Genomic DNA, 26,201 nt, shown 5'->3' with positions numbered 1-26,201 from the left:
TAAGATGAGTAATGAGATTATAACAAGGGATAATGAGCGGATAAAAACATTTTTTCGCTCGCTCGACAGGATGTTAGATAGCATCGAAATCGCTCTGACGGACTACAAGCCGATGCTGAACGGAGAAAGGTTTCTGACCGATGTGCAGGTGGCGGAGAGCTTAAAAATCAGCCGCCGGGCATTGCAAGTATATCGCTCCGAAGGCAGAATGCCTTATATTCAATTTGGGGGTAAAACCCTGTACCGGGAATCCGATATTCAAAAGATATTGGAAAAGAACTACCGAAAAGCATGGGAGTAATTTATTGTTAATCCACTTTGCCACTAATATTAAGCCCCCGAAATCTCTTGATTCCGGGGGCTTAATGCAGAGGGAAGCTACATCGCTTTTCTTCGCTCCATAAGCCTATCCATATCCTCCGAAATTTTATCATCGGTTACTCTGGAATAAATCTGCGTACTGCTGATATTAGTATGCCCCATCATTTTGCTGATACTTTCTATCGGAATACCTGCTGAAAGCAAAAGCGTCCCGAACGTGTGGCGGCTTTGATGATAGCTCAAATTGCCTTTTAGACCCGCCAAAAAACCGATTTCATTGATACAATACCATAGCTGATCCCGATTAGGCAGAGGAAAAACGGGCTTGGTATCATCCTCTGTATTATATAGCGACAGGATTTGCTCGGCAATCGGATGTAAAGGGATAAAGGCTTCAACATCGGTCTTTTTCCGATGGATTCTTATATACTTTCGCCCATCGGCTGTCTTTCCGATATGATGAGGGTATAATCCTTTTATATCCACATAGGCAAGTGCCGTGAACGCAGAAAAGATAAAGGCTCTACGTGTAAGTTCCTGCCACTTATCGGGCATAGGATGCTCCATAATTGATTTCAACACATTTCTGCTTATATGTTGCAACTTAGGAGCAGCTTTCTTTTCATACGGAACATCGGCAATCGGATTGAACCGAAGTATTTCCCGGTCAACGGCAATATAGATAAGTCGGTTCAACCAAGTAAAACAATGGTTGATATGTCCCGATTTATATTCCATGCTTTTTAAGTAGAGTTTGTACCCCTCACCAAACTCTTCGGTAATATCCGTAAAGGCAATATCTTTCAACTTTAGTGTAAGAAGATACCCTCGTAGATTGCTTTGGGAAACCTTTGATTGTCGATAGGTGGATGTTGAGTTTATCTCAACCGAACGCAGCCGAAGTCGTTCCCGCTCTTCTTCACCTGCCTCCAGTAGCATAGTCGGGATGGAGTTTAGTTCTGTGATAGTATTTTTGAGTAGTTCAGCACTGATAACGCCTTGTTCTTTGAGGATTTTCTCATAGGCTTGTTCAATCCGCCCGCGAAAAGCCATCAGTTCATTATTAGCCCTTTCTTCTTTAATCCTGCCTTTGCTACTATTCCAATTATCGGGATTACAAAAGATGCCTGTCGAAATAGCCGTTTGCATGTTATCAACAGTAATGCGACACATAACAGCCGTCGTTCCGTCTGTTTTAATCTTGTTCTTATTGATGTAGAATAATATTTTGAATGTACTTCGCATAATATTTCTATTTTAAATGGTTAAAGAACTAATTTTAAATCTTGGGTTTCTTCAATATACCTATCCATATCCTCAAAGAGTTTCTTCGGAGTAACACGGGCATATATCTGGGTGGTTTTTATATCCGAATGACCGAGCATTTTGGAAACCGTTTCGATAGGTACGCCAGCTTCGAGCGTAATTAAACTCGAAAACGAGTGCCGTCCCATGTGGTAGGTCAGTACCGGAATATCGAGCATCTGGCGTATGCTTTGGAGATTCCATTTCAGCGTGTTGTACTCCATCTTAGGGAATAATGTCTGCCTTGACTTGTTTCTGTACTTCTCGATTAACCCGATAGCTTCGGGAAGCAACTTTACCCTGCAAAGTTTACCGTTCTTGCCTCGCTGATATTTGAGCCACAGGTCGCCCGCATCATCTTTGGATAGATTTTCGTTTGTGATGGCTACCACATCAACGTAGGCAGTCCCGGTATAGCAGGCGAAAAGAAACATATCGCGGGTGGTAATATGCGACCATCGATGTTCTTGAATCTCCAAATCCCGTATTTTCTCAAATTCTTCGCGGCTAAGGGCTCTTGGCGGATTCTCTTTCTGCTTTAGCAGCGGATAGTTAGCAAAGTAGTGTTTATCGGAATGCCCTTCTTTAAAGGCTATTCGGCAAATCTTTTTCAGTAATGCCAGATAATGTCGGGCAGTTTCCACACTCAACCCTCTATCAAGAATTATATAATCCTGAAATTCCCGGATGAACTGCTCGTTAAGCTGGCTGAATGCAAGGTCTGACGAGTTGGAGTTTTTCTTGATAAACTCTGCCAACCGTTTTCGGGTATAGAGGTAATTAGGCAGGGTACGGTGTGATACATCTATACCGACACGCGCTTTCACGTCTTCAATATGACGGTCGAAAAGCCGCATCAAAGTCATTTGTGTTGCCATTCCACCCTGAAACAGATTTTTCACGGCTTCGGCATCGAAGGGTTGCTTTCGTTCAATGAGTGTATCGTAAGCCTCATTGACAGCAAGGAGTAATTTATCCAACTTTGTGTTGGTAGCCACTGCCTCACGGCTTTTCCCGTCCAGACGGCTCGCGCGTAGATTCCACAGCGAGAGAGTACAGGAAAGTTTGGAACTGAACTGTGCCATTGACTGGCCGACAGTGATACGCCCCATAATCGGGGTCTTACCCGACTTGTCGGGAGAACTCTTTTTCAGGTAGAGTAATACCTTGAATTTTTCTTGTTTCATAACACTTATAATTTAATGGGCTTTGCTGTCAAAAATCGACAGCAAAGTTACCTGTTATATAAGTGCTCTTAATTACGCAAAATACTGTAAACCAACACATAATACTCGCGGTTAAAAATCATCGGTCTGCTTCCGGTTACCTATTTTTATTTGGTAACAGGCAGGCTAACGATTTGGTAACTGAAACACCTCGTAAATCTGCTTTGGTTTGAATATTTCAGCTTACCGCAAATCTTCACAAATCAACTCATGTCAAACGTGTTAGCTATTCTACTTCTTATATCATCTTACCCTTGCTATTCTGCTTTTTATCCACTGCGGACGGCATACGTTTGCCACCACTACCACATTAAGTAAAGGTGTTCCCATCGAAACTGTCTCAAAAATGCTAGGTCATACCAATATTGAAACAACACAAATCTATGCCCGTATTACTAATAGCAAGATTAGCAGCGATATGAAAGGGCTCTCAGAGCAATTTTCTGGCATTGAAAAAATTTATAAAAAGATAGCCCAGTAGTTACCGATTTGCCAAGAGTAATGAATCGGTAACGAAATAGGTAACGATTTTCAATATAAAACATTAAAAAACAAAAGAATATGGAACTTCTTTCAATCGAAAATAAAATCATTAAAGTTCAAGGAAAACAAGTGATCCTTGATAATGATGTTGCTGACTTGTACGGGGTGGAAACAAAGCGTATCAATGAAGCAGTCAAAAATAATCCAGATAAATTCCCGGAAGGTTATATCCTGTATTTGTCTATGAATGAAGCAAATTCTTTAAGGTCGAAAATTTCGACCTTAAAGAATTTAGGGCGTGGTGAACATTTCAAATACTCGCCAAAGGCATTCAGTGAGAAAGGGCTGTATATGTTGGCGACTATTCTGAAATCGCCCAAAGCAACGGAAACGACCATTGCCATCATTGAAACTTTTACCAAAGTCAGGGATTTGTCCCGCACAATCTCCCAGCTATCGGAACAATCAGAAAAAGAACAGCAAAAGTCAATGATGCAGAAAAGCGGGGAACTAATTTCTGATATATTAAGTGATGATTTTCAGACAGTAGGAACGGAAACAACGATTGAATTTAATCTCTCGGTTTTGAAGGTTAAGCATACCGTGAAGAAGAAGCCGAAAGGTGATCAATAATAATAGTAACAAGAAATTCGAGTTGACCACTTCTTTTTATATTTGACTTGAAATTTGGGAGATTAGAAGGCCAATATCATTGCTTTCTTCTTCAATCCATTCATTGGATTTCATTAGTTCTAATATAAAATCTTTTTGTTCCTTTGAGTATTGATTTGGATTCAATCCAGAAAAAGAAAGATCGTTTCTCCACTGACTATTGTGATAATCAGATGTAGCTACAATACTTTCTTTTTTACCGTTGGGGGTAATTAGTATTAATGATGATTTTTTATCAGAGATACATTCTATTCTATTTGCGATACGTTCATAAATTTTTAATCCATCATAATCCCAATCGCATAAGTAATATATTGGAAGAGGAATATTGGATATATTTTCGAAAGGTTTTGTATTATTTCCACCGGCACACCAAAGTTCCACGTTATTTTGACGAGCAATGGTAAGTGTTAAAAAATACATATTCTCGCAAATGATAATAAATTTAGGGTTTAGGCAGGGTACACGATAAAATCCTTGATTTTCATTTTGTGGAAATTCTTGTACCCCAATAATTTTCAAGACTGCTCGTTCCAATGCACTATCTTTTTGAATGTATTTTGATGACTTAAAGAATAGATTTGATATACCTTTTCTACTTTCTTCTCCTTTTTCAATCTTATCTTTCAGCTCATATAGGATAGATTCTGATTGATTCATTGTTATTAATGCTCTAATCTCGAATTCAGAATAGTTCGATTGAGCATTCAATATCTCATTTTCTGATAAGAATTTCTCATAGGTAATATAAAGATGTTCAAAACCTTGTTTTGTGTATTCAGCATTAAATTTTGCTGTCGGAACAATTATTTTCTTGGTTCCTTTTTGTGCATAACCCAAACATTTGTCAGGATAAGACAATAAATGCTCGATGTAAGGCTGTTCATGTATCTGCAAATGAGTTTGCCTATCATGATATAATTGATGTAATGCTTTTATGTCACGCCATGTCAATTGCTTATTCATCCTGCATAGAACTTAAAATTGGACTTGCATATTCCGTCGCTTCTTCTCCTTCATTGAAAATCGCAAATGTGCCGATTCTAACGCCATCAACCAGACCGTTTAACATGTATTGATAACGTCCTTTTTCACTTGAATCATCCAAAGGGTGTCGAGAAATAACAACAAGTTGATAATCGGACTCCTGTGCTATTTCCTCTAACATCTTAAAATTACTTCCGATATTTTCTGTTTCATCTATTGGCATAATTCGTAATCCCTTTGCCAATTTTCCACCACTTACTTTCTTTTCAATAAGCGATAAGCGAGCTATACAAAGCAAGGCGATTGCAGCATAAGTCTGACCGGTACTGCCAGAATTGATAGTGCCGTCATTTTTCCTCATGCTAAAATCAATATTAAAATATGATTTTGGATTCAATAGGTATTTTACATCTATTCGTCGAGCTTTCCCGCCACATTGCAGGTATGCCTCTCTCATCATTTCCTCTATACTGATTTTATCTCCCAATGATGCAAATAAATCTGTATAAGTCGCTTTTTCTTCCAAACGGGTGACAAAATTATCTATCCATTCTATTGGATAGGCGTCTGAATAGTTATGTTTAATATTTAAGGAAATACCCTGAGAAATCTGGCCATTACGGGTGAAGTAGTTGGATATTTCTGCTATTTCTGTGAGGTATTCAATGCTTTTATCTCTAACCTCAGAAAATATTTCTTTTAGAATATTCAGTTTCACATCACTGAATTCAGTATATTTATCTGTTATTTCTGTCAGATATTCCTTTATTTGTTGCAGTACATTTATTTCGTTATTTATAATCCTACGAGTAAGAATGTCAGGAAGTATTTCTTTTGATAGAGCAATAAAATCCTCTGAGCCTTTGAAACGTATTTGACTGGACTGATGTACATGTTTTTCTACAATGTAATCGTAATGTACCCTATATGAATCTATTATTTTATTCAAAGCTCTGTATTCATCATCCGGATTAAGATATTGGTTTTTGTAGTTATCCAATACGATATTTAATTTATCGTTTGATAAATTTTCGTATTTAAGCAAATATTTTGAATATTCGGATTCTTCTGTTTTCAAGTCCTGATTTATTCTAATAATATTTTGTTTTGCCACTTTCCGTTCGGCCAGTTTTTCACTTTCGCTATAATTAAGATTGTCACATGATGTGTCAGTTAGCTTTAAATACCAGTGAAGTTGGTGCTCTAAAGTTTCTTTCTCTTGTTTTTTTTCGTTTTCTAATTTTGATAACGTATTAAGCAATTGAGCAGAATTTAATTCCGTTTGTAATTTATCATGTCGAAGGAACTTTGCTATGCCTGCTAAATCTTTGTTTATCTGCTCTTTTAGTCGGTCGGATTGATTTATGGTTGTTAAACATCCATCAATATCCAATTTCCATTTCTTTATATCTTCAGCATAGAAATAGTGTATCCAATAAGATTCAAATTCACTTTTTGTCTTATCCAAATCTTTGTCAATTTTGTAATTTTCAACAATTTCTTTTTCTCTGTATACTTTTACAGATTCATTGCCTATGTTATTAAATACTAATTTGAGAGCGGATAAATCTTTTTTCTGTTTTTCTAATCGTTCTAACTCACTTTGCGATTTGTTGTAATATTCAGCAAAATATTTTTCTATTTGTTTTGTGTCGTCGGTGTCAAAAATTTGTGTTTTGACATACGAAATATATTCATGAATGCCATTTAATTTTATCCAGAATCCATCATTGCTTTTATTCTCAGAATTCAAATGATAAAATAATTCTTCAGGTACAGGCAAATACTTTGCGTCATCATTAAAGATTTCGGGCTTTTGCGTCGTCAAATCTTTAAAATGGACAAGAACACTTTCTTGCTCTCTGCTTAAAGCCTGTTTATTTTTCAGCGCCCAATTGGATAGAGAATAGGGATTACTTGTATCTGCAAATTTTGATAATGCCTTTTGCTTTTTAATTTCATTGTCTATTTTTTCTATCTTTTGTTGATAAATATCTTCAATATCATCATATAGAATCCAATTGGAAGATAAGAATTTAGGCATCAATTTTTGTGCATTTATGGCTTTCTCTAATGCTTTTATCTTGCCACGTTTTTCGTTGTTTCCCAGTTGAACGTAAAATTTAGTTTTCACTTTTTCTACGGTTTGATATTTATCAACCCAATGCCCTACCGTCTCTATTTCTCCATACAATCGCTCGATATGATTAATAATATTTGATTCTGTAGATTCTTCAATCAAATTATATTTGGAACATTCATGTGAAATCTCATCCAACTTCGTGTTTAAAACTTTATTGGCGTCTTCTATCTCTTTAAGTTTCTTGTCTGCATTTTGTATTATATCCAAATGCGAATGAATTTCGTTAAAAAGAAGGTCGATATTTTCCTTTTTTTCTTTTAATCTGTTTGTCCTAATATTGACAATACAACCAATAGCCTTTTTTATTTTCTGTTGGCTATCGGATATCTCTTTTTTTTTGTTTTTTATATTGCGAAAATGGTAAACTGATTTGGATTTGTATAATTCTATTTCTGCTTTATGCTTCTCTTCTTTCAGCAATTTTAGCTTTATTAAATCCTGTTCTTTTGCTGAAACGTTTTGTAGGATTTCCTTATGTCGCCGATGCCCGTCCAAGTCTGCTTCAATATTATCTAATCGCTTCTGAAAATCTTCATGTATTTCTGTTTCTTTTTTGTCATCAAAGAAAAAATACTTCAAGGATTCCGAATCGTGTTTGAAATCACGTCCTCTAGCAAATGAGCGAAGGATACGCGCATAATTTTTAAGACGTGTCTTGTCCGTTATTTGAATCGGTAATAATTCATGCTCCATCAAATAGTCGTGATAGGCTTTTTGCGTTACCCTTTGACAATTAAATTGGTCTTCTAATCGCCTCGATACAGCATCAATATCTTCGACTATTTCTCCATTTAATATATCTCGAAAGGATATTGGACTTTGCAGTGGTGTATATGCATCTTTTCCATATCCACCTTGAATAATGAATGGGTCTGGATTGAGGGTTGCCGTGGAAATAAACATGCCAAGTACAATGTATTTATGTGTTTCAACTTCTACATTAATAAAGACATACCCGTAACGACCAATAGGCATTGTTTTAGCAAGCCTTTCGTCTGTACCTTCTGTTGCCGATAAAAATTCGCTTCCAACAAAAATCAGTTGCAAAATGTCGGCAATCATTGATTTTCCAACACCACTGTCCCCTGAAAAATCAGTTCGGAAATTGTGAAAAAGATAATCCGTATGGAAATGATGCTGAATACCGACTGTAGATAGACTATGTATTCGGGGAAGTTGCTTTGCCATGATTGCCTTTAATTATTTCGTCAATATTCATAATTATTTCTTCGTACAAGGTTAATAATCTCTTGCAAGATGGCATTACCTCGAACATTTGAGTCTCTTTATCAAGAGTTACCCACCCAATGTCGTTGAATTCGGAAAGAGTATTCCGAATAACTTGTTGAATGGCTTTTTCATCGGCATCAATCGATATATCTTCATTGTTTTTAGCAAACAACCTTAGCAAGTTCCCTTTATACTCATCATAATCCTCAAATATGCGCTTAACAAAAGCATCAATCGACTGTTGATATTCTGAGGTTGGGTCTATGATGCAAATTCTTACTAACAAAAATCCAACTATCAGGTGAGCATCTTTGAGCCTTCTTCTATTAAATTCAGGTATATTTCCGCGACTGATTCTCCCGTTTTCATCTTTACGGAAATCAATAAAAAAGTATTGCTCATTATCTTGTCCTTCATCAGATAAATACAACTCAAAAAAATCAGTATAAAACTGGCGTAGGCTTAAATAGTTATATCGGGTAAACCCAAAAATTCCTTTAGGCTTACTTTGACGCTGGATATGTACTCCATTTTTCAAGGCATAATCCAAGGGGGCAAAAAACTCTTTGGCATCAGGATGCTCTAAGAATTCATATTTCACTTTCTTTTGTATATCGTTGTCTTCCATACGGCAATAGTTGGATATAATGAATAACTTACTTTCTCTTTCTGGTGGATTTCCACTTGATGTATTTTACTTTTAAAATATTTCTCCATCGCACGGGAAGCAAAACGAACAGCTACGTTTATATCTCCATGCTCTTTTTCCATTATTTCAAAAAAATACATCGAAAAATCCACTTCTTTTGAAGTATTTAACTGGTATTCAAGGTCTTCAAGATACAGTTTAATGCGCTTGAACATGGCTGTTTGCTCATTACATCGCCTTAATTCAAGCAGCGAGGCCTCTTTGTTGGTATCCGGAATAATAACTTTGGTAGTCCGCTGCGAAGGAATTTGCTCCAGACTCCAATTCTCTTTTATTATTAGAAATTTTTGTATTTTATCCGGCAATATACATTCATTGTAAATATTGCTTGGTAAGCAAACTTCTCCGCCTTTAGTTAATTGGGAATTATCTAAGGTGTATTTGAGAAGCAGTTTAAATTTTCTATAAAAATCCTGTTGGTTGACGTTATTGATATATTCATCCAATTTTGGTTTCATTCCATCAATCTTTCGCCCAATGATTTGTAGTTTATTCCTTATTCCTTTGAAATATTGGATGACGTCTGTTGTTTCTTTGAAATAAGCAATGCCCTTTTCTTCTTTTTGGAAATTAATCATCCAATCCTCTATTTGTCTTGAACTACGAAATGCGATATTCAATTCTCGTGTCTGTACTCCTAAGCCAGACAGTATATCTACAATATTTTTGAGCGAGGATAAGTCATAATCGTCATTCTGGTTTATTTCTGCACGAAATTCCAGAATTGCCTTTGCCACTTTCCTATCTAAGACAGAAGTTTGTGCGCTAACTTTTCTCCGATATGTATCAAACGTATATTCATACCATTTGGGAAATGGCTCATCATCTAATTTGTTTAGAATGAATTTGAAATCTTCTTCTATTTCAGTAGGATTGAACGTATCTGATAACACCTTGGCAATTTCGCCACACAATTGTTCTGCATAAGGACGGAAGCTATAAACATTTTTGTTCTCATCTCTCCACAGGAAAAATTTTTGCAGAGACCTTATGGTTTGGTTAAATTGTTCTGTTTGTTCCGTTTTTATATCGTTTTTCCTGACATATCTTATCGATTTAAGAATATCATCTTCTGTAAAAGTCGTGTCAAGTTCTTTATTTTCGATGCGCTGATATAAATGAAAAATTACCAACATGATATTTCTGTTGGGCAACAAGTTATTGTATTCTTGCTTAACTTCATTATATAGATTGAATGCATCCATATTAAGAATTTAAAAATTATTACTTCTCAAATAATTAATTATTGTTGTTTTACTTTTCCAAACGTTTCTAATTCAATGTATTTTGCATTAAATCTATCGGAAGGGATTTTCTTTTGCAAAAGATTATGAAAGTTTTCATCATGTGTTGCTAAAACAATTTGTTTTCCCAGATTGACAGAAATACTTCTTAATAAGTCAATGGTTGAAAGAATGTTTATGCTATCCATTGATTGAATAGGGTCATCAATAAAAATACAATCAACAGAATTGCCATCATTATCTTTTGCATTTAATGCTTTTGCTAAGAAAATGCTTAAGCTCAAGATATTCAATTGGGCTGTACTAAAATATAGTGTTGGAACGATAGATGCATTACCATTTGTGCCCGTTACAAATACGTTTAGCCGTGGTTTGTCGGTACTGAAATCACATTTGAATTTGATTTCTTTATATACCGGATGTGGGTCTATTTTTTGATACAGGGAATTAATCAATTTCCCGTGAAAGAATGATTCAATTTGTTTATCAATAAATTCCGAAAGTAAATCTCGTTCTTGTTTCAATTTAGGATATACAGATTTCTCTAAGAATGATTTTTCTTCCAATATTGCATTTTCTTTTCGCTTGAATTCTTCATGTTTTAAAAATGGCAATACGCTTTCCTTATACACTTTTGTCTTCTCAAATGATTGAATAACATCCTCTTTTTGAGAAATTTTCTTTTTGTAAATAGAATTTGTATCATCCAATAACTTTCTTAATTCATCTTTGGTTTTATTGAGCAAATTTATTTCTAACTCCGATTTTAGGAAATATTCAAAAGACATGATTTTCTGATTCGTCAATTCTTTTTCGATTTCAATTTTCTGAATACCTGAAAGTACAGCTCCCTCCTCGTTCTTCTCTAATGCCTTTTGATACTCTGAAATTAATTTGACATATTTTTCTATCTCATCTTTTACTGTGTCTATCTTTGTCTGAAAATCCTTTTGTCGTTTGTCAAACTCAGGAACAATACCATTATCTCCGACTTGATTTTCAGACATAAAATTGATGATCCTTACATAAGCGTCAGTTTCTTTTAGTTCATTCAGTTTCGCTTTAGAATAAGGGATTTCGTGCTCATTTATAACCTTTCTCCGTTGCTCTAATGGCTGACATGTTGTAAGGATTCCTGCTTGACTTGCTTTCAACTCTTCTGATATCCTTGATGATTCTGTTAGTTTATTACCAAGGTCTTTCTTAATAGCTTCAACATCATTATCGCCTAATTCTTTCAATAGCTTATTGATTTCTGCATCCAAATTTTGAGCTTTCAATTTGTATCCTTCAATTGTTTTTGCTAATTCACTTTTGGCAATTACCTCTTTGGATTGATTTTCTTTCAGGCTATAAAGAGTAGGATTAATAGTATTTAGAATGACATTCTTTTCTTCCTTTTGTTGATTTAATAAACTTTCTAACTCTTGTTCATTTTTAGTTTTTAATGATAAAAGATTTTTCATTCTTTCGGATAAGAATGTATTCTCAGAAATATTTTGAATCAGTGTTTCAAATTTATCATGGTTGTGTTTACAAAGAGGACAAACTGATGATTGGCTTTTGCTAACAATATCGGCGCCTTTGCTTATTAATTGTTCTATATCGGCATTAAGTTTATTTGCATTAGCTATTTCTGTTTCGGTTTTGCTTAAATCTGTTTTTAAATCAGTAATCAAATTAACTCTTAATTTCAATCGTTTGATTGCTTCATAAAAAGATTTTGTTTTTTCATTTTCAGGAACCTGAAAATCATCGGTTGATATTTGATTTACTATTTCATTCCAATCCTTAATCTCTTTTGTTATTATGCTTATGCGTTCTTCGTGTTCAGAATTTGTTTTTGTATAAGAATCTATAAGTAAAGTCAAGTCTTTCTTTGCTGTATTTTTCTCATCTAACGATTTTAATAATTCAGGAATTGTAGCCAATTTAGAAGACAATTTTTGACGATTTTCTATTTCCGAATTTAATTTTACACTGATTTCATTATGAGTATTCAGTAGTGGTTTGAGTTTGGCATCTATCTCTTTTAGTTCTTCATTTCTTTTGTCTACCGAATCGTTTATGGCTGTCAACTCTTTGTTGACTTCCTGATATTTGCGGTATATGGCCAATAACTCTAAGAATTCTAATTGCGCTTGGCTGATTTTATGAAGTTCTTCTTCTTTATTCTTTTTTACCCTTTCTGCTTCATGGAGTTGTTCAAATTGCTTTTGTATCTTCTTTAAACCTATCAATTTTTCATTGGATTGTTTAAGCTTTCCTTTGTTGTCAAAATATAATTCAATATTTATATTGCTAATATTATCTCCTGTAACTGCAGAGTCAATTGCGGTTATCTTTCCTTGCAATTTGCTTACTTCATATTTCAAATCAGTGATGCGCCCATTGATTAAATCGGAGAGTTGCTGAATATGTTTCTCGGTATAATCGAATCGAACAGATGGAATTTTTTCTCCCTTTGCATTTAACTTTTCTATCTCAGAATTAATTTTCGATAATATTTCAGCGTCAAAGTCAAAATTGATCTTCGACTGTAACTCTTGTAGCTCATGTTCCAATCCATTTATCTTGTTAGTATTATGTTTAATAAGCTCAATTATCGTATTATACTTATTATCAAGATTTACATCGCCAAATGATTTGATAAACTTTGCGTACCGAATGTTTGCATCATCTTCTTTTAGAAATGCGTCAATCCATTCTTGAGATAACAAGACATGTTGAAAATATTCACGTTCCTTAATTGTTTCTTTTTCTTCGAACTTAAAATCACGTTGATTTGCCCTTAATCTGCCAATTTTCTGCTCAAAAGGTTGTTCTTGTAACGTAGTATGAAGCCTAACAATACTCTCGGTATTAGTATTGGCAAACTGGTTTCTTATGATGTAATTTGTCTCCTCGGCTTTTGCCGAATTTTTATTATCGTCTTTTCGTCTAAGAAAACGGCTGATATTATTCGTAAATCCCCATTCAACAGCATCATAAAATGAAGTTTTTCCGAAGCCATTCGGTGCATAAATTGAAATAAAGTCAGCAATTTCATCTGATTCTGTAGTGAAATCAAATGTTCCATCTTTTACTTCATTGTAAGCTCTAAATGCTTGTATTTCTACCTTCTTGAATTTCATTGCTTATTTCTTTAATGATTTGTTGATATAAACCGTCAAGTTCTTCTTTGTCTGTACCTCGTCCGGATATTTTTAAATTACTATTTTCAATCAATTGATATATTTTAGAATTAGTTGAATAAGTTGAATCTATGCTAGTAGATTCTATAATCTCAGCTGGCTCGGATATATCCAAGTCGCTATTAACAATATGCTCCCATATTAATTGAGATATTAAATCTGCATTTATGCTATTAGACATCTTATCTTGAACGATTTTACGACTTGAAAATTTATCATTTTCAATTTTATATTTCAGTTGAGTACTGACCTCTTCTTTGACAATAAATAAAATGTAGATATTCCAGCATTCAAAATCTCGTCCTTTGTCTTCAATCTTTGACTGGTAATATGAAGCTATTGTGCCAGTGATAGATTCCCAATTCTGGCTCAACATATTTTCTGAATCAAAAATGAAAGAGAAAACACTAACAGTACCAATAAATTCAATTTTTGACAGCAATGGATTGAATGTCGGATACAACTCATCGAGAAAATCGAGCTTTTCAGTTATTAATGATGTTTTCATATTCTTGTTTCAATTTTTGGATAAGTTCATTCTCGTTGACATTGTTAAATTGAATATAATCTTCAGCCTTATCCACAATACATTTTTGTTGAAATGCATAGATATGCATATGCTTGAAGCTTTCAAACGGGTGATTGATGCCATCATCTATATTCATTTGCTTTTTTTGAATACTTTTCGATACATCAGGAATTATTCCTTTTCCGAGTACAGATATTTTGGGCTCAGTTTCATTTGCAAAAATTAAACATCCCCCTTTTTTTAATCCTTTATAATCTGAACGAACAATATCTATCATTAACTTACTCCAATCTTCCTTAGATGAAGAATAAATTACGCGATATCGATTGAATATATTATCCAGTTCTTCTTCCGTATTAGGATTTAAACCTACTATTTTCAATACAATAAGAAACTCCAACCAAGCCGCCCATAGCCCTTGATTGTAGTAACTCGAATGTTTCTCACCATAAACAAGTAATCGTTCTCTCAACCTTTTTTTGATAATATACGGTGTCAGAGGATTTTTTGCAATCTCATCAGTTATGTCTCGCAGAAATTGTTTTGTATATTCAATATCCTGAAAACATCCTTCGAGCTTCATGATTTGCTCTTTAAGGAAAGCGAATGATTTATAAAATGGAGGGCATAATGCGGACAATTGTTGTTGGTGTGCATTTATTATTTCGTCAAATAAATAGATAGGAGAGAATTCTATGCTTCCCAACTGTTCATTTTCAGCATCTACCATTTTGTTTTGAATTCCTGCCAATAAAATATAATCACCAGAGATTTTTAATATTCCACCTCCTGAATGACCTACGATTTCCTCATACCCTGCATTACCAGGAACTTTCCCCTCTATGAGTTGATTCGCTCTCAAGCCTTGGATGGTTACATTTTCATCACATCTATACCAATTTGCTTTTATATCTGGATTTGCATTTCTTCGAGGCTCAGGATAACCAACCAAAAGGTATCCTATTCTTTCATTCTCAAAATCATCAATTCTGATTATGTTATCTAAATCATGAATTTTTTCAATCTTTATAATTGCTATATCTCTGTTAGGATGAGGAAAATAGTTTTCATTCTCAACTAAGTCTTCAAAAGGAATTTCAATTTTATTCCAACTATTATTATTCAATTTGAATCTTGTAAATTGGGTAATTTGATTATCAAAATTAGCTATATTATGTTTTGCCGTTAACACATAAGAGTATGTATTATCCATTGGTTGGAAGATACAGCCGCTTCCACCATTTACAATTATAATGTACTCTTTGATAGCATCAATACTCATATCTTTATATATTCTGAGGCTTCTACAATAGAAAAATTCGGATAGTCTAAAAAATCCTGTTTTGTAAAAATATTGGACATTAATTTCGGATAATTAAAATATAGGTTAGCATGTTCCTTATTTTTTATTATCCTGGCCAAGCATCGTTTATCCGGTAATTTATGTTTGCTCCCATTTGAACTAATCAGAAAATTATCGGATCGAATGAGATTTAACAATTCAATACATGTATTTGATTTACTCCCGTGATGGGACAATTTCACAAAATCTACTTTTAATGGATTTTTGGGTGAATATCCTAAACTTACCATACTATCAATAATTGTTTGAGGATGTGCATCACTTAAAAACAATATATTTTTTCCCTGTTTTTCAACTACAAAAGCAATGGCGCTTCCATTGTGTATAGAATCATCTTCTTTGAAAGAATCTGAATTGATAAGGTCAGATAGGCTTGATGAATAATCGCTTGTGCGGGAAGTATCTGATATCGGGTACTCTTTTTTCCATTTACACAAAAGCAATTGCAGTTTATCTTTGGATGGCGATAAAATAGTAAATTTTAAGCCGGATATACTTAACTCATCCCCACTTTTAATAATTCGCCTATCCCAAATATTATTATCTTCAATGAAGTCCTCAAAAGCAACGCCTTGTGCAATACTGGTATTGCTACAAGAAATATCTTTTATCTTCAAAAGGTTTTCCTCGATTTCTTTTTGCTGAAAATATTCGAATATAAGCCTTCCCGAATTAAACCAAACCTTTTTCACTAAGCCTTTGGCATCCGCATCTTGCTCAAACCACCTCAAAATTCCACCAATATGGTCATCATCAACATGGGTTAGAATAAGCAAGTCAATAAATTCGTTTTGGCTCTTTATGTGCTCAATCAGTTGCTTCAACTCCCCAGGTTCTGATTTTCCCTTTTTGTTTTTATATGAATACGTTTCACCCGTTCCACCATCAATCAGAATATTATAAAACCTCCCTTTTTCATCTTTAGTTCTAAGATGAATGGCGTCTCCGTTATTTGCCTGTAATAATTTGAATTCCATAGATATTATCTTTTTGTAGAGACTAACAAATCCTTCACATCAATTTTCAACGCGTTGGCAATCTTTACCAATGTTTCAAGAGAAGGTTGTGCTTCGTTAGTACACCAACGAGAAACAGTCGCTTCATTCTTTCCCAACGTTTCCGCCAACCACTTTCCAGTTTTATTCTGTTCTACAAGTACGATTTTTAGCCTATTTATCTTTCTCATCAGTCAAATTATTGATGTGTTTTGCAAATATAATGATTTGTATTATGCAATAGACCTTTAGTCTTCAATATTTTATGTAAATAAAGATTGGGAATAGAAAATGCAACTATTTCTCAAGTCTCAACAAATGTAAGAAAGCCTTATTCACTTCAATTAGCTCCAGTTCTTCTTTCGCAACCTTGAGACTTTCTACTTGGTTGGTTTGTGCTTTAGATTAATTATACTGTTCAATAGGCTCATCAAACTTGTTGGACACTCGTTCGACAAACAGAAGCAGATAGCAGAAAAAAACGAAGAACTAATATATTGCGAATAGGAAAAATATCTACTTTGCCATTTTCTTAATATTAAAGTCATTTCTCCACTAATTTTTAGGCAAAGATACAAGAAATCACCCACAAGTAGCAAGGTCAGGCACTGCGTGTTTGCACTGGCAATCTCCACACCTGCGGGTAGTATTCCCACTGAAAACCTTGCATGAAGTGAATGAATTTCCTGTGAACGTGAAAGCAAAAAATTAATGTTTCATTTTAAATTTTGCTTGTCATGAAAATAGATTATTTCAAGATTCCAGAAATCAAAGTGTCCTATAAGGATAATGTGAACACAACCGAACGTTTCCAGATTAAATGTTCTGAAGATACAGTACAAATTTTCAAGATTGCATTCGGGGAATGTATGCAACACCATGAAGAGGCCTATGTTATTTTCATGAACCGTTCTAACCGGGTATTGGGGATTTCCAATATTTCAAAATGTGGTGTGGCCAGTACATTGGTTGATATTAAAATCATTATGCAAACGGCATTGAAAGTACATGCTTCTGCTATCATCTTTTCACATAATCATCCGTCGTCCATTTTGCGACCAAGCCAGGAAGATATTCGGTTAACAAAAAAGCTAAAGGAAGCTTGTGAGCTTCTGGATATTTCTTTTCTGGATCATATCATTATGACCGAAGAAGATCATTACAGCTTTGCTAATGAAGGGCTTTTATAGCCCTTCTTTTGTCGAAATCAGATCTTATCCTGCTTCTTTTATTAACCCCTCCCATAGGCAGTCATTCCATCGGGGGCGGTTGATCATTTCCATTTCTATATGCAAAAGTATTTACGGCTTCTTAACCTCTTTGAAAGTTCAAGCCCTAAAGGGTTTGATGCAAAAATCTTCCTGCTTCGCTTCGCTTGAGCGTATTTTTCCACAAAAACTTGCAAAGACTAAAGCCTACACTTTCTGGCATATATGAAACGAAAACGACCGACCCTACGGAAAGACGCATATAAAAAAAGTCGGATTTACGAGAAGCAGGAAAAAAAGTTATGAAACTCAACTCCCTCACCTCAAGAATCCGCATATATCTAAAAAATCAGAAGTTATGGAAGCAACAAATTTAAGCGAAGCAAGGATTTATGTAGGTACATATGCAAAGTACAACGATGGCTCAATCGAGGGCAAATGGTTTGACCTTTCCGACTTTTCGGACAAAGACGAGTTTTACGAAGCTTGTAAGGAGTTACACGCAGACGAAGAAGACCCGGAATATATGTTTCAGGACTGGGAAAATATACCGGACGAATTAATCGGCGAAAGTTGGTTGTCAGAAAATTTCTTCGACATCCGGGATGCAATGGACGATTTAAGCGAAGACGAGCAGGAAGCGTTTATAGTGTGGTGTAATCACGGTTCACACGACCTTTCAACTGAAGATGCAAACGACCTTATTTCTTCTTTCAGGGACGATTTTCAAGGCAAATACAACGATGAAGAAGATTACGCCTATGAAATTGTAGAAGAGTGCTACGAACTGCCAGAATTCGCAAAAACATACTTCGATTACGAAAAGTTTGCCCGTGACCTGTTCATGGGTGATTACTGGTTTGAAGATGGTTTTGTTTTCCGGGCTTCCTGATTGTTTTGTGGGCGGGTTTCCCCGCCCACAAAACAAATTATAATGAAAGCAAGCGGTTTATTCAGGTTATTGTTCCGGGTGGGTTTACTGGCTTTAGTAATTTATTTTCTGTGTACTTCGGCGGGTATATGGGCGGTATTGATAATAGCGTTTTTCGTTATCCGCTTTATCCTGCGGTTATTCCTATCCGTGTTATATAGCCTTTTGATGGCTGCGATTTTCATTGCCTTATTACTCACATTATTAATATAAAGTTTATGGAATCATTAAGTAAAAATGGCGTATCTACAACTCAAGAGCCGGGACAGGAAAAATATATAACGTTCATTGCCGGGACGTTCAGGGGTACAGAATATTTCCAGTATGATTATCGCCATACAGACGGAGAACTTTTCTCTACGGTAACGAAAACGCTGGAAGAGTGCCGGAAACGGCGGGACGAATGGCTGTTAAGAGATAGATAAATGGCGGGTGGAGTTTACCGCCCGCTACTTTTTCCATGAGTTGATGCGGAGAAAAAGTAGCAAAAAGCCGATATAAAAATCTGAATTTTATTTATAGATAATAGTTTGTAACTACCTGTTTATGATGTCTGTAAATAAGTCATTCTTGTTTTTTAATCTAATTTTTGCTTCGCAGTTATGTTCTTTTTTTATTAAATTTTGAATGGTTAAATTATCTAATAGATTATAATGGATGACTAATTGCTTCATTTTGGGGAAGCTAAAACATTCATAAAACAAAATAAGCAGTTCGTCTATGGACATTTGCGCTTGAATGAATTGAGCATACTGTTTATATTCTTCATGTACCTCCTGTTTTTTTTTATTTGATGCTTTTTTCCCTAAAGAATATATTTTTTCATCTTCGTTTGTTTTTATATATTTCAGAATGTTGTATAAGTGTCTAAAATAATAACCAACAACTTCGTATTTATAAAAAAAATATGCGTATCCAAAGCCTAATTGCTTGTCAATAGGCAATTCTTTGTATGTGTTATAGGCTTTATCGCTAATTGAATATTTGTCATTAATATAGGCGTTTCTAAAAGGTTTTCTTGTTTTGTGAATTAATTCATCTTGTTCTTTTTCAACTTCAGGAGGAATATTCCAGCCAGTGTGTATTTCCCCTTGCAAATCTGTTTCGGCATTATAAGCATCTTCGGCGTTATAATTATTAGTATATCTATCACTGTCCAGAGACTCAAAAATTAGTATTAATTGATATCTAGCTGACTTAAAGAATTGTATTCCTTTTCGTTCTCGATTGTTTGACTGATTGTTGATTGTAGCTATTTCTTTATCAATATTAGTCTTCTGGTCTTTTCTAGTGATTTTAATTTTGTTATTAGTTTCGGGATATTCTTCATAAACAAAATTGCCTAAGTAGGAAAAATGACCTGCTATCTTTTCAAGAATCTCTCTTTGAACTTGCAGTAAATTGAAAAAAGTTGTTTTGAATTGTTCATTAGAAGATATTTCTTTTTGTTTTTTATTAAAAACGATTTGTTCCCACAAGGTGTAAAAAAGTAAAATAACACTTAGTATGCCAATTATAGGGGCTGTAATACCTCCAATTGTATCACCAATTTGTCCAGTTTCTCTAAAATCCAAACAAGCTAGTCCTGTTCTTGTAAAAACAAAGGGAGCTATTAGTGCGAATACAATCCCAATAGCTATCATTATGATTATAATTTTCTTCATAACTATTATTTTTAGTTCCGCAAAAATACCCATAAAAAAACACCTGACAAAATTACTTATCAGGTGTTTTTCAACAGGTTGTCTAAAGTTGCTTATTCCTTTTGCTCTTCTTTCACATTCTCATTATTGAAAGCAAACGTTAGCTGTACCACCTGCCCGAAGCTGTCTTCAATATATACGTCAATTTGTTGTTGGTCGGTGGAAGCGGAAGTATAGTACAGGCGGAACGTTTCACCCGGAAGCGGGTATAAATCATTTGGAAGGAAAACCGTTTCATCCGCCATCCGCAGCGCTCCTTTACCATCCGGTTGAAAATATCTGATGAAATACTTCGTTTCTTCGTAATAGCCTTCCCTGTTAAGTTGAAAACGTATTTCTGCTGTTTCGCCTATCTTAATCCGTTTCTGTACGGGCATCGTTGTTACTGTGAACGGGTAAACCTGCTGAATATCCAGCTTATCATTACAAGAAAACACCAGCAGCATTGCTCCCAGCAAGTACACCCCCATTAATATGTTTCTGATTATCTTTTTCATATTGCACTAATTTATTATGAATTTAAAACCGACCCCGAACTGTGTATGAAACTTTCCGATGGAAGAACCGAACAGCACACGTTCACGAGCATTGATAAGAAAAACCACCCTGTCCGTCAGGTAAGTTTCTATTTCTAAAGTACTAGCTCCACCATAGATGAAGGTATCTTTATTTAGTAGTCTAGAACCATCATATAATAGCTTATTTCCCCAGTTGCTTGTTTCATATCCGGCAAGAGCCGACAACCCGAAGGACAAAAAGACCGTTTTCCGGCGGTCATAAAGTATTTTGATATAATACCCACCTTCGCCTGTAAACTGGCTTACAGGCACGGTTACATTCTTATATTCATACTCCTTATTGAAGTATTCCGCCCCGACTACCCAACGGTTTCCGTTTTTGGTATAAGTGGCAAGCGCAGCACCGAAATAGTAAGCCGATTCCGGTTTGCCGGGCTTCTTAAAGCCGTCCGCCATCCCGCCCGTGAATTGGATTCCCTTTTGTCCGGGCAGGTAACGTTGTGCGTGTGCCAGGTTAAAAGTCTGGCACAAACACAACACTGCTATAACACAGATTAACTTCTTCATCTTATTTGATTTTAAGTTCGTTAATCACTCTGGAATTCACAATGTCCGAACTTTCGATACGGATATTTTGGTGACGGCCACCGTTCTTTTCGACCAGCTCTACCACCAGTATTTTATCATCCGGGATAGTGAACTTTGGTAAAGTATAGACCGTGCGGATGGTGGACTTTCCTCCTATGGTAATCACTTCGTTAAAACTGCGTACAGGATACAAAACCGATTCCTGAATGGCGGTACGTTTTGCCACTTGCTTATCGACAATCTTAAACTTGATGAAGTCAGTATCAAACGGTATGTTGGAAGAGTTCTTTACCTGCGTATGGAAATAGAACATTCCGTTATGCACATAAATCCCCTTGACTAAGAACTGTATCCCGAAACGCTTGCATCCCAAATGCCGTATCTCCCGGTCATTGTTTTTGTAGATGGACTGCATTATCAACTTCACCAGCAAAGGCGATTCGTTTCCCAGTTCCCGAAAATAAATGTTCATCCGGGTTTGGGAGTAATCGGTTATGCTTTCATTTTCAAGGAAATCTTTCATTTCGATGTTTAGCATTTCCGGCTCTTTGGCATATTTGGCGTTGAATGAATAAAAGCTGCCATCCTCACATATCACCGAAAAGTTGGTTTCACCCGGAAAATCTTCAGTCGAAGCTTTGACACGGATCACATTTTCCGCTCCGTCCGCTTTTCCTGCGATAATGTGGTTGGAACCCAAATCCACATATTTCACAGCCGAAGGGAAAATGATATGTACTGTTTTGGCAAACGTTACCTGAACTCCATAAGGCGTAACCATTTGCCCGTAAGGAAGCTTTTGGGTGATACCCTGAAATAAATCGTTGCTTTGTGCTTTGATCGTCACTACACAGAAAATCAAGGCGAACATGATAATTATCTTTTTCATTATAAATTGATTATTAGTTGCCGTTGGCAGATCGATAGCTACTTCCCGGCTCATTAGTAATTGATTTTTTAGTGATTGTCATTGTTTGGAATATAGCATTACCTGATAATTGGCTTTCAAGTTTATTTTTACCGTCCTGAATTTTTTAGACAGGTATTGCGATCCACCTTGCAATATCCCCCTTGTAAGATCAGAAACAATGGCAGCTCCGGCATTTTGATTGACGGTAAAACTTGAGCCAAGTCCCACACCGATGTTCGCCATGCCTTCGTTCAGGGCTTGCATTTCCAATGAAGATGGAACAGATATGCCCTTTTGTCCGTCCGAATCATATACCGCCAATTCTACCGGAATGATATTGCCATTATACTCCATCGAAGAAATAGAAATATCCATTCGCTCGCCTTGAACCCTTGCATTCCCAGACAAAAGTGTATTTTTGGGTACAATGATATTCCCGGCCTGCAAAGGCTCTAACAGGCGAAGCCGCACACTCTGCCCGTCCGTTACAGATTGGTTTTCATGAATACAGGCAAGAATGGTATTTTTTCCCATGGACAATCCACTCCCCACTACCGTATTAAATCCGAGATTCCGTGGCTGGCTGTATGCTGTAATAAATTCCTTATCGGCCATAGATGTTTGCAGCCCCGATACGGTTGTTTCTGTAACAGCTTTTACGGGTAAAGACTGAACCTTTCCCTGCATGGGTACGCTCGGCGTGATCTGTTTTATTGTTTTTTCTTGGGTCTGGCCGTTGTTCATGTATTTTGCAGCCAGTTGATAAGACTTTTCAAGTAGAGCCAATTGTTCATCTGCTGTATTTGTCCCCTTGTTTTCTTTTTCGTATAGCCTGTTTTCCAGTTCTTCAATTTTCCGGGTAAGTACCTCTTCCTCTTTATCTTCTTTGGGCGTTTCATAAAAACTCCCCAACTGACGGTTTATGCCTTGATACGCATAAGCTGAGGACTGGACATAAGAATTTCGAGGCGAAGAACCGTCCGAATAATTTCGACCGGCAGTGAGCGGTTGCTTATCCGACAAATCTGGATTCATGCTTGGATTATCCACCGTTTTACTTTCATCGCCCAATATAAAGCCAAAATCTTGCAGAGAGCGCATTCGTTCATTCTGCTTGTTTTGCATTTGTTCTTGTTCATAAGCCGTTTTTTTATCTCTGATAATACCGTCTTTTTGGGGTAAGGGTATATCCGCATTGAAACCACTTATCTCATTCGGTTTCACTTCATTATTCGGTGAAGGGGCAAATATCAGCCACATACAGCCGGCAAATGCAATTCCCATCAATGGAAAAATGATAAGCTTCCTCCGCTTTTGCATCTCCTGAGGGGAAAGCGGTCTCTTTTCCTTCTCTTCACGTTTATTCAAATTCTGATTTTGTTCCATATTCTTTTAATTGATACTGGTTAATATTGTCTTTGCGTTGAAGTTTCAAGCGTTCAATATGCTTAATCTCCATAAAATCTTTTTCGGCACTCTTTTTACCCATATTGTATATGGACGAAATCGTCCAGTAAATCGAGAGGATACTACCCCCGATAATGAAAATCACAATAATGACAATTCGGGTATCTTTTGACAACCTTTCACAAGCATGGCGGAGCTTATGATCCAACGAGCCTCTAAGATTCGTGAATGTTTTCTTTACCATAGCTTACCGTTTTAATACCTGTAAATCCTTGTTTTCCGTAATTTCGAAAGCTTCAATAGTAAAACCATGCGGGTTATTATCGCTCCTGACAGAGTTCAACAACCGGCACCGGGTAACGAGGCTTCTTTCGGTAACACTACTCTCCCTGACAATCATTTGCCTGGCGTATGTCGCCACATGATACGGGTATCGATCGAAGTTGCAAACCACACTGTCCACTTGAACCGTCTGATTGATATTCCCGGAAATAATTCGGTTATAGTACCCCTTTTCGGATAAATCCTTATAGTAGTTGAAGGCACTTTTATCAGCCAGAAAAAATGAACGTTGAATATTCGATTCAATAGCGTTCTTATCCGGCGAAAGGGTAAAGAAGAGTTCATGGAAACGCTTTACGTGTTCCCTGGCTTCTACCGGGCGGTTCTGCGATAAGTCCTGTGAAAGTGCCAGCATAAGAGATTTGCCTCCATCAAGGACATATATCTTTTCACGTTGTTTTTCTACAAAACTGTATGATTTCCAAAGGGCATATCCTACAATTCCAGTGCATACACAGACAAATACAATTCCAAACAAGCGTATTTGTCTAAAACTACTTTCTATATTCTTTAAACTTTTAAATTCCATTTATTTACTGTTTTATTTCTTGATTAGTTTTCCTGAGATATTTCCGGTGGCTGCCCCTGCCGCCGCACCTGCAAGGTTTCCTCCTGTACTTGCTGTTTTAGAGAGATTCCGGTTCATACCACCCAGTCCGCCAGCCTGAATAATCCAGCCTGCTACAGTTGGAATGGTAAAGTATCCCACAATTCCGATAATCATAAAGATGATATAAACCGTATTGGAACTATCAGGGATGAAATTCGGATCGGAAAGGGCTTCTATGTCCTGTTGAAGCATCAGCACCTGAATGCGGGCAAGAATAGAACTGAATAAATCCGATACGGGAAGCCATAGATAAACGCTGATGTAGCGTGTTATCCATTGTGTGAGGGTGGACTGGAATCCATCATAGACTGATATGGCAAAAGCTATTGGCCCAAGTATTGCCAATACGATCAGAAAGAAAGTTCGTATCGTGTCAATGACAAGTGCTGCGGCCTGAAAGAGGATTTCCAGCAATTCCCGGAACCAGTCCTTAACCATTTTCTTGACGTTGTATGCACTCCTGTCCATGTACATCCCCATCATTGTCGCCAAATCAGAAGGAGTCCATCCCAAGTCTTCCAATTGCTTGTCGAATACTTCATCAGAAACCAGGTAAGCGGTTTCGGGATTTCGTAACATGGCTTCATATTCCAGCTTATCTTTTTGTTGACGGTATTTGTTCATATCAAAAGTTTGCCCTTCAAGTAGGGTGTGTGTGCCTTTCACTACCGGAGACATTACGCTGTTGATTGTCCCCAAGACAAACGAGGGAAAGAACATAATGCACAGCCCGATAGCAAAAGGACGTAGAAGCGGATATACGTCTATAGGTTCAGCTCTTGCTAAAGCTTGCCATACTTTCGCAGCCACATAGAACAATGCACCCAATCCCGCCATGCCTTTGGCTACTCCTGTCATGCTACTGCACAGAGGCATCATATCCTCATATAGATTTCTCAGAATCTCGTGCAGGTTTCCAAAATCAACGGCTAGCAAGTTCATGATTACCAGTATCTATCGTTAGCATTTCCATATAAAGCCATTACCCGGTCTGTATCGTTGATTTTCTTTGCCCGTAAGTAGGAAACAGATATGTTTTTGCGGGTGTAATAAGCAACCAAGTTCCGATAATTCAGCACAGAGCTATATGCTTTGTCTATCCTTTCCATGCGTTCGGCATCACTCATGGAAAGTCCGTTGATATTCACTACGTTTTTAAGTTCTGTAAGCACATCCGAACTTTCTTCCAATAGTTTCGCATAACCGAAAGCAATCGCATTCAGTTCTTCCGGACGGAAGTTTTTATCGGAAAGCATTAATTGAAAATTTGTAACGTATATATCCGTAATGTCACCGAGTAGAAGCACCGTTTTCTGCACTTTGCGGGCATCCTTTACTAAGTTGTTTACCGCTTTTAGGGCATCATAATACTCCTTTCCCTGTTCGTAGAGTTTGACGGTTTGCTTGAAATTATCCAGAGTATTGCTCACAGTTTTGGAAGTCTGTGCAATTTGGTTAGTTGTATTCACAATACTTTGAGCCAGGTTTGTCGGGTCAATTACGGCCCATTGGGCGTTAGCCTTACCTGCGAAAAAGCACAGAACTGCTATTAACGCTATTATCTTTGTTTTCATTGCTTTATT

Annotated in this window: 25 protein-coding genes and 1 pseudogene; 6 read left to right on the top strand and 20 right to left on the bottom strand. The window is 36.3% G+C overall.

Features of this window, described 5'->3' with window-relative positions:
• Positions 1–4: 4 nt before the first annotated feature.
• Positions 5–301 carry a helix-turn-helix domain-containing protein gene (locus BQ8014_RS08730; protein WP_080904037.1) on the top strand — a complete coding sequence of 99 codons (297 nt, stop codon included), beginning with the start codon at positions 5–7 and terminating at the stop codon, positions 299–301.
• A gap of 77 nt (positions 302–378) precedes the next feature.
• Here the strand turns inward: BQ8014_RS08730 and BQ8014_RS08725 are convergent, their stop codons facing one another.
• The gene (locus tag BQ8014_RS08725) at positions 379–1,566 is read right to left on the bottom strand and encodes a site-specific integrase (protein ID WP_080904036.1); all 1,188 of its coding nucleotides are present in this window, start codon (positions 1,564–1,566) and stop codon (positions 379–381) included.
• Positions 1,567–1,586: 20 nt separating this feature from the next.
• The gene (locus BQ8014_RS08720; protein WP_080904035.1) at positions 1,587–2,813 is read right to left on the bottom strand and encodes a site-specific integrase; all 1,227 of its coding nucleotides are present in this window, start codon (positions 2,811–2,813) and stop codon (positions 1,587–1,589) included.
• Between the two features lie 304 nt (positions 2,814–3,117).
• On the opposite strand from BQ8014_RS08720, the pseudogene BQ8014_RS08715 reads away from it, so the two are divergent.
• Together BQ8014_RS08715 and BQ8014_RS08710 are read left to right on the top strand one after the other, a co-directional pair.
• Positions 3,118–3,333: pseudogene (locus tag BQ8014_RS08715) on the top strand (tyrosine-type recombinase/integrase); the annotation flags it as partial.
• Between the two features lie 80 nt (positions 3,334–3,413).
• Positions 3,414–3,968, top strand: a complete 555-nt coding sequence (locus BQ8014_RS08710) for an ORF6N domain-containing protein (RefSeq protein ID WP_080904033.1) — start codon at positions 3,414–3,416, stop codon at positions 3,966–3,968.
• A gap of 36 nt (positions 3,969–4,004) precedes the next feature.
• Here BQ8014_RS08710 and BQ8014_RS08705 read toward each other — a convergent pair whose 3' ends face one another.
• From BQ8014_RS08705 to BQ8014_RS08665, 9 genes are read right to left on the bottom strand one after another with little or no spacing between them, the layout of a single operon-like run.
• Positions 4,005–4,973: a hypothetical protein gene (locus BQ8014_RS08705; protein WP_200814377.1), complete on the bottom strand. Its 969-nt coding sequence runs from the start codon at positions 4,971–4,973 to the stop codon at positions 4,005–4,007.
• The gene (locus BQ8014_RS08700; RefSeq protein WP_139785105.1) at positions 4,966–8,325 is read right to left on the bottom strand and encodes a rhoptry family protein; all 3,360 of its coding nucleotides are present in this window, start codon (positions 8,323–8,325) and stop codon (positions 4,966–4,968) included. Before BQ8014_RS08700 ends, BQ8014_RS08705 begins: the two co-directional genes overlap by 8 nt.
• Positions 8,297–8,995, bottom strand: a complete 699-nt coding sequence (locus BQ8014_RS08695; RefSeq protein ID WP_080904031.1) for a condensin complex protein MksE — start codon at positions 8,993–8,995, stop codon at positions 8,297–8,299. The genes BQ8014_RS08700 and BQ8014_RS08695 overlap by 29 nt, the downstream gene beginning before the upstream one ends.
• Positions 8,965–10,281, bottom strand: a complete 1,317-nt coding sequence (locus BQ8014_RS08690) for a hypothetical protein (protein ID WP_080904030.1) — start codon at positions 10,279–10,281, stop codon at positions 8,965–8,967. Before BQ8014_RS08690 ends, BQ8014_RS08695 begins: the two co-directional genes overlap by 31 nt.
• Positions 10,282–10,319: 38 nt before the next feature.
• Positions 10,320–13,454 (bottom strand): AAA family ATPase, encoded by a 3,135-nt coding sequence (locus BQ8014_RS08685; RefSeq protein WP_080904029.1) that lies wholly within the window; start codon positions 13,452–13,454, stop codon positions 10,320–10,322.
• Positions 13,420–14,022, bottom strand: coding sequence for an ABC-three component system middle component 1 (locus BQ8014_RS08680; RefSeq protein WP_080904028.1), 603 nt, complete (start codon positions 14,020–14,022; stop codon positions 13,420–13,422). The genes BQ8014_RS08685 and BQ8014_RS08680 overlap by 35 nt, the downstream gene beginning before the upstream one ends.
• On the bottom strand, positions 14,000–15,325 hold the full coding sequence (locus BQ8014_RS08675) for an ABC-three component system protein (RefSeq protein WP_080904027.1): 1,326 nt from the start codon (positions 15,323–15,325) through the stop codon (positions 14,000–14,002). The genes BQ8014_RS08680 and BQ8014_RS08675 overlap by 23 nt, the downstream gene beginning before the upstream one ends.
• Entirely contained in the window at positions 15,322–16,383 is a 1,062-nt protein-coding gene (locus tag BQ8014_RS08670) for a ComEC/Rec2 family competence protein (RefSeq protein WP_080904026.1), read from the bottom strand. The genes BQ8014_RS08675 and BQ8014_RS08670 overlap by 4 nt, the downstream gene beginning before the upstream one ends.
• 5 nt (positions 16,384–16,388) lie before the next feature.
• A complete protein-coding gene (locus BQ8014_RS08665; RefSeq protein WP_080904025.1) occupies positions 16,389–16,592 on the bottom strand; it encodes a helix-turn-helix transcriptional regulator in 204 nt (67 codons plus the stop codon).
• 546 nt (positions 16,593–17,138) lie between these two features.
• On the opposite strand from BQ8014_RS08665, the gene BQ8014_RS08660 reads away from it, so the two are divergent.
• The 3 genes from BQ8014_RS08660 (at position 17,139) to BQ8014_RS08640 (ending at position 18,965) form a co-directional block, all read left to right on the top strand.
• On the top strand, positions 17,139–17,591 hold the full coding sequence (locus BQ8014_RS08660; RefSeq protein ID WP_080904024.1) for a JAB domain-containing protein: 453 nt from the start codon (positions 17,139–17,141) through the stop codon (positions 17,589–17,591).
• A 376-nt stretch (positions 17,592–17,967) separates the two neighbouring features.
• A complete protein-coding gene (locus BQ8014_RS08650) occupies positions 17,968–18,501 on the top strand; it encodes an antirestriction protein ArdA (RefSeq protein ID WP_080904023.1) in 534 nt (177 codons plus the stop codon).
• A gap of 257 nt (positions 18,502–18,758) precedes the next feature.
• Complete coding sequence (locus BQ8014_RS08640) at positions 18,759–18,965, top strand: DUF3873 family protein (protein ID WP_080904021.1); 207 nt, start codon at positions 18,759–18,761, stop codon at positions 18,963–18,965.
• 111 nt (positions 18,966–19,076) lie between these two features.
• Here the strand turns inward: BQ8014_RS08640 and BQ8014_RS08635 are convergent, their stop codons facing one another.
• The 9 genes from BQ8014_RS08635 to BQ8014_RS08595 all read right to left on the bottom strand — a co-directional run bounded on the left by BQ8014_RS08635 (position 19,077) and on the right by BQ8014_RS08595 (position 26,192).
• A complete protein-coding gene (locus tag BQ8014_RS08635; protein ID WP_160150061.1) occupies positions 19,077–20,204 on the bottom strand; it encodes a putative phage abortive infection protein in 1,128 nt (375 codons plus the stop codon).
• Between the two features lie 92 nt (positions 20,205–20,296).
• Entirely contained in the window at positions 20,297–20,740 is a 444-nt protein-coding gene (locus BQ8014_RS08630) for a DUF3872 domain-containing protein (protein ID WP_080904019.1), read from the bottom strand.
• Positions 20,741–20,746: 6 nt separating this feature from the next.
• Positions 20,747–21,328 carry a conjugal transfer protein TraO gene (locus tag BQ8014_RS08625; protein WP_080904018.1) on the bottom strand — a complete coding sequence of 194 codons (582 nt, stop codon included), beginning with the start codon at positions 21,326–21,328 and terminating at the stop codon, positions 20,747–20,749.
• A gap of 1 nt (position 21,329) precedes the next feature.
• Positions 21,330–22,238 carry a conjugative transposon protein TraN gene (gene traN / locus BQ8014_RS08620; protein ID WP_080905898.1) on the bottom strand — a complete coding sequence of 303 codons (909 nt, stop codon included), beginning with the start codon at positions 22,236–22,238 and terminating at the stop codon, positions 21,330–21,332.
• Between the two features lie 78 nt (positions 22,239–22,316).
• On the bottom strand, positions 22,317–23,645 hold the full coding sequence (gene traM, locus BQ8014_RS08615) for a conjugative transposon protein TraM (RefSeq protein ID WP_080904017.1): 1,329 nt from the start codon (positions 23,643–23,645) through the stop codon (positions 22,317–22,319).
• Positions 23,620–23,910 carry a TraL conjugative transposon family protein gene (locus tag BQ8014_RS08610; RefSeq protein ID WP_080904016.1) on the bottom strand — a complete coding sequence of 97 codons (291 nt, stop codon included), beginning with the start codon at positions 23,908–23,910 and terminating at the stop codon, positions 23,620–23,622. Before BQ8014_RS08610 ends, traM begins: the two co-directional genes overlap by 26 nt.
• Before the next feature lie 3 nt (positions 23,911–23,913).
• Positions 23,914–24,537 (bottom strand): conjugative transposon protein TraK, encoded by a 624-nt coding sequence (gene traK / locus BQ8014_RS08605; protein WP_080904015.1) that lies wholly within the window; start codon positions 24,535–24,537, stop codon positions 23,914–23,916.
• 12 nt (positions 24,538–24,549) lie between these two features.
• Positions 24,550–25,560 carry a conjugative transposon protein TraJ gene (gene traJ, locus BQ8014_RS08600; RefSeq protein WP_080904014.1) on the bottom strand — a complete coding sequence of 337 codons (1,011 nt, stop codon included), beginning with the start codon at positions 25,558–25,560 and terminating at the stop codon, positions 24,550–24,552.
• A 2-nt stretch (positions 25,561–25,562) separates the two neighbouring features.
• Positions 25,563–26,192, bottom strand: a complete 630-nt coding sequence (locus BQ8014_RS08595) for a DUF4141 domain-containing protein (RefSeq protein ID WP_080904013.1) — start codon at positions 26,190–26,192, stop codon at positions 25,563–25,565.
• Between the last annotated feature and the right edge of the window lie 9 nt (positions 26,193–26,201).

The organism is Parabacteroides sp. Marseille-P3160 (assembly GCF_900162725.1).
In the GTDB taxonomy this organism is placed as follows: domain Bacteria; phylum Bacteroidota; class Bacteroidia; order Bacteroidales; family Tannerellaceae; genus Marseille-P3160.
Note: the sequence above shows the minus strand (reverse complement) of the source record. Positions and strands in the feature narration are given on the sequence as shown.